Raw genomic sequence first — 12,742 nt, forward strand, 5'->3', positions numbered from 1 at the left:
TTACTTTTGCCCCTTTAGAGGTTTTGTTCATTTAGTTCGAACATAAACGGTTTTCCATTCTGTATAAAACTTTATTGCATGAGTGCCTAATTCGCGAAAGCCGCCAATTCCTGTAGATTTTATTCCGCCAAACGGCATTTGTGGCTCACTGTAAGTAGAAGGTAAGTTAATATGAACAAGCCCTGACTCAATTTCATCCACATATTTCATTGCAGCAGATATATCTTTTGTGTATATAGTTGATGATAATCCGTACTCGATGGCATTCGCCTGTTTTAAACACTCATCAAAGTCTGAAAACTGAATTAACGCCAAAACGGGTCCAAATATTTCTTCCTTTGCAATCGTCATATCCTGTGATACGTTATCGAATAATTTTGGTTTAATAAAATAGCCATTCTTCGCCCATTCTTCCTCGGGTTCGTCACCACCGTAGATGAGTGTAGCCCCATCTAATTTTGCTTGATTGATGTAAGACCAAATATTTTCGTATTGTCCTTGGTCTACAACCGGTCCAATAATCGAGGCTTCCTCGGTTGGTGGTCCTAATTTTACCGTTTCTAGTACTTCCAACATTTTTTCCCGGAAAGCAGGATAGATCGAAGTATGAACAAAAATTCGACTAGTCGCTGTACAACGTTGGCCTGCATCTAAAAGACCACCTGCGACGATGTCCTTACATGCTTGTTCAATGTCCGCATCAGCCATGATGATGAATGGGTTTTTACCACCCATTTCAGCTTGAAAACGAATACCTCTTGTCGCTAAAAGTTTATTAATAATTTTGCCCGTTTTATTAGAGCCAGTAAAGGAAACAGCTTTAATATTCTCGTTTTCCGCAAACGTATCACCTACTACTGGACCTTCAGCTTGAACCATTGCCACAAGATTTTTAGGTAATCCAGCTTCTTCAAATAACGCAACGAGCTTTTGAGAAATGAGTAATGATTGATTTGCAGGTTTCCACACGACACTGTTTCCGGCAACTAATGCTGGTGCAATTTTCCAAATGGGAATAGCTAAAGGAACGTTCCACGGCGTGATCACTCCAACCGTCCCTAAAGGTTGTTGCTTAGTATAAGCTAAGACCCCTTCTTGTTTAGAAGGGATTGTTTCTCCCGTCATACGGTACCCTTCTCCAGCAAAAAAACGTAATATCGAAACACTTCTATAAACTTCCGCAACTCCATCTCGTATACATTTTCCAACTTCTGTTGTCAGTAATTGTCCCCATTCATCTGCACGCTTTTCCAATAGATCTGCAATTTTTAATAAAGCCTCTCCTCTCGATGGAGCAGGTATTTTCTTCCACTCTTTTTGTGCTTCTACTGTAGCCAAAATGATTTCTTCAATTTCCTCTTTGTTCATCATTTGAAACTCGGCGACAATTTCTTTCGTTGTTGGATTTAATGAAAGATATTTTTGTTTCTCTATAATATGTTTCATAAATATTCCTCCAGGTATTTTAGTAATAAAAGTTTTTAAATGTTCACTACGAAATATGGTAGAAACAGGTAAGCGACCAATTATTCTTTGTATAATGAACAAGGTCGCTTACTTTGGGGGATTGGATTATTCGGTCTTTTGATGAGAAAACAATGTGATCAAACGATTCCTCTTAAATCATTTTCTAGACTATCATCTATTAACTTACATGTATCGAGCTGTGACCATTTTTTTTCTTGTATAAAACTCTACACCATCTGTACCATTTGCATGAAGATCCCCGTAGAAGGAATCTTTCCACCCAGAGAATGGAAAGAATGCCATTGGAGCTGGTACCCCTACATTTACGCCTAACATGCCAGAATCGATCGTTTCACGAAACTTACGAATGTGCCTGGCGTCATTTGTATAGATACAAGCACCGTTGGCAAATTTCGAGTTATTGGCTGTTTCAACAGCTTCTTCTAATGTTTTGACACGGATGACGGATAAAACAGGAGCAAAAATTTCATCTTGCCAAATTTTCATTTCTTGTGTCACATTGTCAAAAATAGTCGGGCCAACAAAATACCCTTCGCCTTTAACAGCTGAATCTTTTCTACCATCGCGAACGAGATGAGCCCCAGCTTTCACGCCAGATTCGATATAGTCAAGCGTACGTGATTTGTGTTCTTCACGTATGACAGGGCCTAAGAATACATTTTCATCTAATCCGTTTCCGATTCCCATGTTGTTGGCTTCTTCTAATAGTTTTTGAATCAAAGCATCCGCAACGTCTTCTTGTACTGTGACAACAGAAGCCGCCATACAGCGCTCACCGGCAGATCCGAATGCAGCACTTGCAATTTGAGAAGCTGCATCAGCAAGATTTGCATCGTTTAACACGATGGAGTGATTTTTTGCACCGGCCAATGCCTGCACACGTTTTAAGTTTTCTGTTCCTTTTTTATAGACAAACTCTGCTACTGGCTGAGAACCTACAAAAGAGATAGCTTTTACTAGTTTGTGTTCCAAGAGACCATTTACGACATCATGAGCACCGTGTACGAGATTCAAAACTCCTTTTGGTAATCCAGCTTCTTCAAATAACTCAGCCAGACGATTCGCTAAAAGGGGCGTGCGCTCAGAAGGTTTTAACACAAAGGTATTTCCGCAAGCAATAGCAAGAGGAAACATCCAACATGGGACCATCATCGGGAAGTTAAAAGGTGTGATACCTCCCACAACTCCAATGGGATAACGATACATGCCAGATTCCATATTAAGCGCGATATCTGGAAGTTGTTTTCCCATCATTAATGACGGAGCACCCGCTGCAAATTCCACACACTCAATTCCTCGCAATACTTCACCATGAGCTTCTTTGAAACTTTTTCCATTTTCAATCGTGATGAGCCTTGCCAGTTCATTCCAGTTATCGACTAGTAATTGTTGATATTTAAATAGAATACGAGCACGCTTTGGAACGGGTACTTGAGACCATGATTGAAAGGCATCGTTTGCTACCTTTACAGCTTTATCCACATCTTCCCTTGTGGAAAGAGGGACCTCTGCGATCACTTTGCCTGTCGCAGGGTTATAAACGGGCTGTGTAGCCGTTGTTGAACTTTCAACCCATTTTCCTCCTATATAGTTAAGTAACACTTTTGATTGAACAAGCATAAAAATTGCTCTCCTCTAGATAAATTTATACGCCACTATACCAATTTCTGTCATACTAACTGTTTTTAGTATGCTTGGCTTGCTATTGCACCTTGTTTTTTCGTATCCATTGCTTGGCGATATGGCATTGTTGGTGCTTGCCATTCATCTGTATATACATTAATAACACTTGGACGGTTTGCAGCTAGTTCTCGTTTTAAAATCGGACCTAAATCTTCTATGTTTCTTACATCTTCTCCAACGATTCCATAGCTTTTAGCAATAGCTCCAAACTCGTAGCTTCCAAGTTCAACAGATTGATTGTTTCCAGTGAAGTTTAGTTGTTGAGTCCATTTTGACCAAGATAGAACGGCATTGTTAAATACTACATTGATAACAGGTATATTTAGTTGTTTTAAAGTTGCTAGTTCTCCAACATTGTAACTGAATGCTCCATCTCCACTGATCGCGATTACACGAGATCCTGGACGAGCCATCGCAGCACCCAACGCAAACGGCAATGAAGAACCTAATCCTGCAGCTCCACGCGGAAGGATGATTTGACGACCTTGTTGTTTTAATTCAAGGAAACCGCCAGCCCATCCACTAGAGAAACCAGCGTCACACGTTACAATGTCATTTGGTCCCAATTGGTCTACAATAGCTTGAACGGCAGCCTGAGGCCAAATTGGATTGCTTTTGCTGGAGGACTCCTCATTACGAGCTTGCAACCATTTTTCCTTTTCTACTTTCACGGTATTTAACCATTCACTTGATGTTTCGAAGCTTGAATTTTTCAACCCAGCTAGGACTTGTTTTAGAACTTCGCGCGCATCTCCCCAGAGGGCAACATTTGCATTAATAATGCGGCCGAATTCAGCAGGATCGATATCAATATGAATGAATTGCTGATCTTCTCTTGGCCATGTCCAACGATACGAGCTATTTTGAGAATGCTTATATCCGATAGCCAAAATAACATCTGCTTGGTCCGAAATGACTTTTGCACATGGACTTCCTAGTTCGCCTAATACACCAAGGCATAGTTCATTGGTTTCAGCGACACTTCCTTTACCAGTCAATGTAGTAACTACTGGAATCTTATATGTTTCAATTAATTGAGTCATTTCATCGTACGCTTGAGAAAGCTGAACTCCTCCGCCCGCAAGAATAACAGGTTTTTTAGCAGTTGAAAGAAGACGAACAGCTTTCGCTACTTCTGATTCAGGGGCAGAACTTCTGTATTTTGGATGATAACTAGTTCCTGATAGTGGTTCTAGCTCAGTTGTCGCTAGAAATACATTTTGTGGAATTTGCACAACGACTGGTCCAGGACGGCCCGAAACAGCTGTGTGAATCGCCGCGGATACGACTTTTGAAAGCATTTCAATGCTTGGAACATTAAACGTTTCTTTGGCAAATGGCTTCAACATATCCAGTTGATTTCCGCCTTGGCTAATACGGCCATATTGTTGTAAAAGAACGGAATTTTGTGGGTGATCACTGACAAGAACGAGAACTGGTACAGAGCTATTAAATGCTTCCATTAGTCCGGAAGGAAACTTGGTTGCTCCTGGACCTACTGTCGCATCACAAACCCCGATTCGGCCTGTTACTCTGGAAAACGCATCGGCTGCGAACCCAGCAGTTGTTTCATCTCGAATTAAAATATGTGAGATTTCTTCTTTCCGTTGAGATAAAGCATCGTAAAACGCATTCGCCTGTCCTCCAGGCATTCCAAATACATGAGTAACTCCATGATTAATCAGTGTCTCTACTAATACATATCCTCCGTGACGTTGCATAACAATTCCTCCTAAAAATTCATATATTTTTTTATAAAATAAAAGAGTAGAAATTTACTAGAAGACTATTTTATAGCTTGAAAAGTACTTTGGCTTTTTCCTTATTTTTAAATGCATTAAAGGCTTCTTTCCATTGTTCGAGGTGATAGAAATCCTCAATGAAATGTGAAAGATCGACTTTACCAGCTTGTAGGATACGAAGAGAGTTTTCCCAATCGAGTTTCGAGTGACCGATACTTCCGGTAACTTTAATTTCCTTATAGGCAATTTTCATAAAATCAACCTTAATCGGTGTGCTTCGCGTACCGATTTGCACATATTGACCGCCTCTTCTGCACAACTCTAACCCTTGATTTACGCCTCCACCAGTTCCTGAACATTCTAAAACAATGTTTGGTCCTTGGTCGTCGGTTAACTCCATCAAGGCGGCTTCACTGTTTTCTTGATCCGAAACTAAAACGAGATCGGCTCCCATTTTTTGAGCTAAATCTAGTCTTTTTTGGTCTTGTTTGAGTCCAGCTACCACCACTGTTGCACCGTATGCTTTGGAAAGGAGGACAGACATGAGTCCAATCGGTCCAGGACCAATGATAAGTACCACATCCGATGGCCTAATCGTAATGGGGTTTAATGCATGGACCACGACTGTAAACGGTTCGATGAGTGCAGCTGTGATCAAATCAATTTCTTTTGGCAAAATGTGAATTTGGTCTTGATGAACTTTTACATACTCGGCAAAAACGCCATCGTGGTCAAAGCCAATTCTCGTTTTTTTCGTACATAGGCTTTGTCTTCCTTTAATACATGATTCACAATTTCCACAAGAAGAGTAGATGGTACGAGCCACAACGTTTGTACCAATTGCTATATCTTTCACCTCAGCACCCACAGTCTCTACTTGACCACTAAATTCGTGACCAAGGACCAATGGTTGTTTGTATGAAGGATAATGATTATCAAAAATTTTCATATCCGTTCCACAAATACCGGCAAAATGTACTTTCACAACCACTTCATATGGGCCAGGTTGTGGTTTTTCTATGTGTTGCAATGATACATCTTCCGGTTCATAACTTTGTTTTAGTAAGGCTTTCACCAAAATTCCTCCAATATATTTCTATAGAAATGTTCAAGTAACTCTAATCATTATCTACATCATTAATCTCCCACCGTTTATGTCTATCACAACTCCAGTAAGGTAACTGGATTGTGGTGTAACAAGAAATTGAATCGTATTGGCTACTTCTTCTGGCGTACCTAGTCGTCTCAATGGAATATTATTAACGATTTGCCGGTTCACTTCTTCTGGAACGTCTTTAATCATTGGAGTGTCAATACGTCCTGGGGCCACAGCATTTACATAGATCCCACTCGGACCAAGTTCTCCAGCCATTTGCCGCGTAAGAGAGATCAAACCTGCTTTACTGACCGCATAATGAGCTCCCGTAACGGGGCTATAGGATCTTCCTGCTTGAGAGGCGATGTTGACAATATGACCACCGGCATTTTCCTTCATCAACCTCACAGCCACTTGCGAACAGTAAAACGCTCCGTGTAAATTAATGTTGACCACTCGAAGCCATTCTTCTGCATCCATGTCTTCGACCGGGACTCGACCTTGTTCTCCTTTTGGAGAAATCCCTGCCCCATTTACCAGAATGTCAAGTCGACCGAATGTTTTTTTTATGATCTTACCAACGTTTTCGACAGCTTTTTGATCTGATACATCCAGTTGTAATGGTAATGCCTCAACACCTTCATCTTTTAATTGGATAGAAAGATCCTTAGCACGATCAAAATCTATATCTGAAACCACGACATGACTCCCAGCCTGAGCTAAAACTTTACATGTAGCACTTCCGATACTCCCTGTAGATCCAGTTATCCAACTGACAGAATTGTTTAATATCCTCATACAGCCTTCCTCCTTTTTTTGAAAACGTTAACAATTCGACAGGTAAAGAACTTTCTTATTTATTAAACACTTAAATTGATAGTTTCTATTGAAATCTTGATTGAAAAAGGATAGATTATCCGATAGAATATACCTCCTATAATATTTTTAAATATTTCAAATATTTAACTTAGTTCAAGTGTAAGAAAACCTTATCGATATGTAAAATACCAAAATGATATGATATCCATATGAAATTAATATGCTTATGTTTATGTATTAATTTCCATCCCTATAAAAAGATGAAGATGGAAATCTATTTTTCTTTTATATATTCAATCAACAATATTACTAGTTTTAGAAAAAGAAAGATCACTAAATTGCACAATATTGGCTTATTAAGTTCTTTAATTTTAATACAATAGGATTGGTTTCATTTTTTCGCCAGATGACAGCAGTAGGGATGTAAATGTCTGACTCTCCAAATGGTACTACTTTCAAATCCTCTGTTGAGTGAGAACTACCCGTCTGTGGAGCAAGCCCAATTCCCGAGTTATACTTTACCATCTTAAGTAGAGTAGAGGCTGTTTCCGTATGTGCAATGATATTCGGTTTTATCTTAGCTTCTTCAAAAGTCTGCAAAATTTGTGTAAACGCACTATGAAACGTACTTCCCCGAATTAATATTAACGGTCTTCCATTTAGATCTTTTGGAAGGATCTTTTCTTTGAAAGCTAATGAATCATCCTTTCGAAGAAACACTCGAATCGGATCATTTCCAAGAATAGAATAATTCAGTTCAGAATTATCAATAGGTAATCGCGAAATCCCTACATGGGCTTCTCCACTTTGTACTAATGAAACATTTGATTTTGTATGACCTTCTTTAATGGAAAAATGAATATTTTCGTTTTCTCTCCGCATATGGGCCAATGCTTCACTTATCGAATCCGAAAAAATAGGTAAAATAGCCAATGAAATGTTACCAAAAGCTAAATTTTGAGGATCTGATAAATCGTCTAGGAGTTCATTATACTGGCGAAGTAAAGGTCTTACTTTTTGTAAAAGGAGTTTTCCTTCATCTGTAAGGAGAACTCCTTTTTTATGTCGCTCAAATAACTTTACCCCTATTTCATTCTCCATATTTTGAATCTGCTGACTAAGGGGGGGTTGTGACATATTTAATTCTGTTGCAGCCTTTGTGATATTACCAACCCTTGCCACAGCCTCAAAATATTTGATATTTCTAAAATCCACGAGTTTTCACCTGCCATTCTTAAATGAATCAATTATTAAATAGATACATAATCATTTTTCCTACTAATCTTCCAAATACGTAACTTCATGAATATAGTGTCATAGTTAATTTTGTTTAATTAATAATCATCATATGCTGTAGATATGTCACTAATATTAGAATGGTATTGTACATTTGTAAAGAGTTTGTTTAACATAAAAATACAATATTTGAAATAATCAGCATACTCTAAAATTTGAAAAATAAGGAGGAGATTTTCTGCCTGAAACGAATATGTAAAAGGAATTGCTATTCTAATAGTATTTATCGTCTATTAAGTTGAAATGATCTTCTTTATACTTTTTACTGCCTATTCTAGATTCTTTTTTTGTCAAAAATACAAGCGCTTACAATGGAAGAGTTGTTTCTAAACTATTAAAAGGAGCATTCAAAACAAACATTGGGTTTGACAACCCCCCCCAGAATTTACATTAAGTGTATTGCAGAGCGAAATGATGGTATTCATAATTGTTCTCCTCTGTGCGAGCAATTCGAAGTCTTAAACAACTCGTGTGTTCCATAAACATCATATAAACCTTGAAGCTTCAGGAAAATTAATGTATTCAAAGTAACTATGAGAATAATGAGGAGTGTGGAAAATTAATGAAAAAGCTGAAAATGAAAAATCTTTTTTTGGGCTTAGGGTTGATGGCCACTATTCTAGCAGGTTGTAGCTCTAATCAAACTGAAAATGCATCTACAGAAGAAAAAAATGATTTTCCAACAAAATCTCTGAATCTAATTGTTCCTTTTGCTGCTGGTGGAAGTACCGATACAGTTGGTAGAGGGGTTGCAGAGGTCGCTCAAAAATATCTTGGGGAATCCATGATTGTTGTGAACCGTGCAGGTGGTAGTGGTACGATCGGAGTTTCTGAAACAGCTAAATCAGAAGCAGACGGACACACGTTGGGGCTTATTACTGGTACGACTATTGCAATGCAACCATTTTTAAAAGAATTAGACTACTCTATCGAAGATTTTAAATTTATTTCAAGCGTTGTGTACAATCCTTTACTATTGGTAGTTGATGGGAAGAGTGACATCAATTCAATTCAGGATTTAATTGATTCATCAAAAGGTAAAACGCTGAAAGTTGGTCACCCAGGCGTGGGTACAGTAAATGATATTGCTCATGCTGCATTGTTTAACACGGCTGGCATTAAAGCGACAAATATTCCATATAAAGCAAATAATGAGTCGATTGCGGCTATTATTGGTGGACACATTGATATTGCAGCAGTTCATCCAATGGAATCAGCAGAATATATTAAATCTGGAAAATTAAAGGCTCTAGGAATCTTTACACCTGAAAGAAATGATTTATTCCCAGAAATCCCAACAATTGCAGAAGAACTAGAAAAAGCTGGAGTTGAGTTTGAATTTAGCGATGTTGACTTCTCAGCCTGGTATTACTTAGCAGTTCCGAAAGATACTCCAGATGATGTGGTAACGATTTTGCGTGACAATATGAAAGAAGTTATCGACGATGCTGACTTTAAGAAAAATGCAGAAACATTAAAAATGTCTGTTCGTTTAGTTGAAGGTGATGAAATTACGGACCAACTGAATGAGATGAAAAAAGTAAATCAAAAAATGATTGAGAAGTTTAATATCGGTAAGGAATAAGATACAGTTTGAATCAATTACTCTATTTGATTCAAACTGTTATGAAAAATTTGAATCAGTAGGTGGTGATACTTTGAATAAAAAATTGATAACAAACATATCGAATGCCGGTTTATTTTTGTTTTGTGTATTGTATTTATTTTTTTCATTCAAAATGTCTATTGGTAGTCCTGAGATGCCAGGTCCGGGCTTTCTACCTATTACGCTGGGCGTAATAGGTAGCCTTCTATCTTTAGGGTTATTGATAAAAGGGGCAGGGATAGGGACAAAAGAGATGAAAGAGAAAATAGATGATTTCTCAAAACAAGGCGTTCTCCGTTTTGCTAGTTATTTCCTCAGTATTGTCCTATTTTTATTATTCTATAAAACTATTGGACTTCCAATGTTGTTTTTATTAGTTTTTAGCCTTGCTAAGATTTCTGGTTTTCGCGGATGGGTTTATCCAATTCTTTTTGCAGGCATTTTTACAACGCTTGTTTACCTCTTACTAACTTTTCTTCAAATTCCATTCCCTTCTGGGATCCTTTAAGGGAGGGTATATATAAAATATGGATGCACTTGCAAATTTATCAAATGGGTTAATGTCTGCTCTCTCATTAGAAATGTTATTAGTATGCTTTATAGGAGTATTGGTGGGACAAGTTACAGGTGTTTTGCCGGGAATTGGGCCAACTGGAGCGATGGCGATTCTATTACCTTTGAGCTTCGGAATGGATCCAGGGGCTGGTCTCATTATGCTAGCAGGGATTTATTATGGATCGATGTATGGGGGTTCTATTACGTCTATCCTCGTGAATTTACCAGGTGAAGCAGCCTCTTTAGTCACGACGCTGGATGGGTATAAAATGGCAAGAAAAGGCAGAGCAGGCGCAGCGTTATCAATTGCAGCGATTGGTTCTTGGGTTGCTGGGACACTTGCTATTGTCGGACTAATGTTTTTCGCACCGATTTTAGCAAATGCAGCTCTTGCATTCGGAGCGCCTGAATTTTTTGCACTAGGACTATTTGGACTGATAGTCTTAAGTAACTTAACGGGAGGCTCCTTTGGAAAGTCCTTTTTAATGGTTATTATTGGATTAATGATCAGTACGGTAGGGGTTGATTTGGTAACGGGTGAAGACCGCCTTACCTTTGGAGTCATGGAACTGTCGAAAGGATTTGATTTAGTACCAGTCGTAATGGGACTATTTGGTCTTGCAGAAATTTTTTCAGTAGCCTTAACACCTTATACAAGCTCCAATATGATTAAAGTTAAAATGAAAGAGATGTATCCGAATAAACAAGAAACGAAACGATCGATATGGCCGATCCTTAGAGGAACACTTGTTGGATTTCCGATGGGATTATTGCCAGGTCCAGCTGGGTTTATGTCCACTCTCATTTCCTATCGATTGGAAAAGAAAATGTCTCGCCATCCTGAAGAGTTTGGAAAAGGCGCGATTGAAGGGGTGGCTGGACCGGAATCAGCCAATAATGCTGCTTCAACTAGTGCAATGATTCCATTTCTAGCACTAGGGTTCCCATTTTCTCCTCCCACTGCACTATTACTTGGAGGATTACTCGTTCATGGAATTACCCCTGGTCCAATGTTTATTTCTCAACATGGTGATTTATTTTGGTTAGTAGTAGCAAGTATGTATATAGGTAATGTCATGTTGCTTATTTTGAACCTTCCTCTAGTAGGAGTATTTGCCTCATTAACTAAAGTTCCAATTAAGATTCTTATGCCAACTATTACAGGTATTATGTTTATCGGAGCCTATAGCATCAATAACAGCATATTTGATTTATGGATCATGCTTGTCTTTGGATTAGTTGGTTTTATCATGAAATATTGTGATTATGAACCTGCACCATTAGTGGTTGGATTAGTATTAGGAGCAGTTTTTGAAGAAGGTCTTCGTCAAGGATTAATAATGACAGAAGGAAATTTCCTCATGTTCTTTGAAAGACCAATAACAGCGACTTTATTAGGGATTGCTATTGTCATTGTGTTATGGAATATTTTTAAAAAGGCGTTACCGTTTAAAAAGGCCTCAGCAAGCAATGAACAAGAAGAAAAAGAAGAAGACATTACTATCAAAACATCATAATCCTAAAACTTTTGCTAGCTTGAATTAATAAGGAAAAACATGAGCTGACCCAAAAAGTCGTGAGTCACGGCTTTTTGGAGTAAGCTTTTCTTTTGTTTTACAGAGTATACATAGGATTTGAAAATTGAATGTGAAAAGAGGCGGGTTTCATGACAGCCCAACAGGAAGCGTTACTTTCGATCAATAAGGCGCAGAAGGTACAAGGAATGTTACTGGGCGGCCTTGCAATTAGTTATGTTTTATTGCAGGTACTTCCCTTTGCTGAGATGGAGTTATTTTCAGCTTATTTATTCTAAATATTTTCATTTGGATATTACCTGGAGTTAGAGGAACAACCTTGATCTTGATCATCATATACCTCAAGAAGGAAAAAAAGAGGGATTTACCCCTCTTTCCTCTCTTCCACTTCTTTCATCATGGATTCGATCCACTCAATGGCTTCTTGTTTGCTGCTAAGATCATCGTGAGTCGAACAAATGGTGTCATGACTTCGTCTTCTTGAAAAAATCTTCCGACATAATAGCCTTTACTTGATTTTGCTACCTTCAACCCATAAAAACTTGTTTCCATTCTCGATCACTCCTTTTTTGTTTGACCTCTCTGAATCTTTGCGAAAAGGGCTGTCAACGGGCTTGAAGTTTGTGAAGTTTTTAAACGCTCTTCTTAAAAGTTCACAAACTTTGCGAAGCGCTAGCGTAGCACCCTTGACTGCCCTAATGAGCGAACGATTACAATAAGGAGAACAAAGAAGGAGATAAATAGGGTCCGGGCGTATAAAGCGATCCAACGGGCTCCCGTTGGCTGGGTTTGGGCGAGGAGCCCAAGGTTTTAACGGTTTTCGGCTCGTTTGGTACAGCGGCCAGCCGTAAATGGAACAGGAACCTACGGAATGTAGGCGTCAGCCGTACAGACCGTGGTTATCGGGCTATTTAGTACCAAA

General features: G+C 38.6%; 12 protein-coding genes. 5 read left to right on the forward strand and 7 right to left on the reverse strand.

Features of this window, described 5'->3' with window-relative positions; genetic code table 11:
• Positions 1-27: 27 nt before the first annotated feature.
• From J2Y03_RS22355 to J2Y03_RS22380, 6 genes are all read right to left on the reverse strand, one after another.
• Positions 28-1,446: an aldehyde dehydrogenase family protein gene (locus J2Y03_RS22355; protein ID WP_310198487.1), complete on the reverse strand. Its 1,419-nt coding sequence runs from the start codon at positions 1,444-1,446 to the stop codon at positions 28-30.
• A gap of 204 nt (positions 1,447-1,650) precedes the next feature.
• Positions 1,651-3,108 (reverse strand): CoA-acylating methylmalonate-semialdehyde dehydrogenase, encoded by a 1,458-nt coding sequence (locus J2Y03_RS22360; RefSeq protein WP_310198489.1) that lies wholly within the window; start codon positions 3,106-3,108, stop codon positions 1,651-1,653.
• Positions 3,109-3,173: 65 nt separating this feature from the next.
• Positions 3,174-4,892, reverse strand: coding sequence for a thiamine pyrophosphate-binding protein (locus J2Y03_RS22365; RefSeq protein ID WP_310198491.1), 1,719 nt, complete (start codon positions 4,890-4,892; stop codon positions 3,174-3,176).
• A 70-nt stretch (positions 4,893-4,962) separates the two neighbouring features.
• Entirely contained in the window at positions 4,963-5,988 is a 1,026-nt protein-coding gene (locus tag J2Y03_RS22370; protein ID WP_310198493.1) for a zinc-dependent alcohol dehydrogenase, read from the reverse strand.
• A 54-nt stretch (positions 5,989-6,042) separates the two neighbouring features.
• Entirely contained in the window at positions 6,043-6,807 is a 765-nt protein-coding gene (locus J2Y03_RS22375; protein ID WP_310198495.1) for an SDR family NAD(P)-dependent oxidoreductase, read from the reverse strand.
• A gap of 354 nt (positions 6,808-7,161) precedes the next feature.
• Positions 7,162-8,043, reverse strand: a complete 882-nt coding sequence (locus J2Y03_RS22380; protein WP_310198499.1) for a LysR family transcriptional regulator — start codon at positions 8,041-8,043, stop codon at positions 7,162-7,164.
• Between the two features lie 643 nt (positions 8,044-8,686).
• Here J2Y03_RS22380 and J2Y03_RS22385 point away from each other — a divergent pair.
• From J2Y03_RS22385 to J2Y03_RS22400, 4 genes are all read left to right on the forward strand, one after another.
• Positions 8,687-9,709, forward strand: a complete 1,023-nt coding sequence (locus J2Y03_RS22385; RefSeq protein WP_310198501.1) for a Bug family tripartite tricarboxylate transporter substrate binding protein — start codon at positions 8,687-8,689, stop codon at positions 9,707-9,709.
• 73 nt (positions 9,710-9,782) lie between these two features.
• On the forward strand, positions 9,783-10,238 hold the full coding sequence (locus J2Y03_RS22390) for a tripartite tricarboxylate transporter TctB family protein (protein ID WP_310198504.1): 456 nt from the start codon (positions 9,783-9,785) through the stop codon (positions 10,236-10,238).
• 19 nt (positions 10,239-10,257) lie between these two features.
• Positions 10,258-11,802: a tripartite tricarboxylate transporter permease gene (locus J2Y03_RS22395; RefSeq protein ID WP_310198507.1), complete on the forward strand. Its 1,545-nt coding sequence runs from the start codon at positions 10,258-10,260 to the stop codon at positions 11,800-11,802.
• Positions 11,803-11,951: 149 nt separating this feature from the next.
• Positions 11,952-12,098, forward strand: a complete 147-nt coding sequence (locus tag J2Y03_RS22400) for a hypothetical protein (protein WP_310198509.1) — start codon at positions 11,952-11,954, stop codon at positions 12,096-12,098.
• A 118-nt stretch (positions 12,099-12,216) separates the two neighbouring features.
• Here the strand turns inward: J2Y03_RS22400 and J2Y03_RS22405 are convergent, their stop codons facing one another.
• Positions 12,217-12,372: a hypothetical protein gene (locus tag J2Y03_RS22405; protein ID WP_310198513.1), complete on the reverse strand. Its 156-nt coding sequence runs from the start codon at positions 12,370-12,372 to the stop codon at positions 12,217-12,219.
• Positions 12,373-12,609: 237 nt separating this feature from the next.
• Here J2Y03_RS22405 and J2Y03_RS22410 point away from each other — a divergent pair, with 237 nt between their 5' ends.
• Positions 12,610-12,735 carry a hypothetical protein gene (locus tag J2Y03_RS22410; protein WP_310198515.1) on the forward strand — a complete coding sequence of 42 codons (126 nt, stop codon included), beginning with the start codon at positions 12,610-12,612 and terminating at the stop codon, positions 12,733-12,735.
• Positions 12,736-12,742: the final 7 nt, after the last annotated feature.

The organism is Neobacillus niacini, from assembly GCF_031457145.1.
GTDB classification, from domain to species: Bacteria; Bacillota; Bacilli; order Bacillales; family Cytobacillaceae; genus Neobacillus; species Neobacillus niacini_J.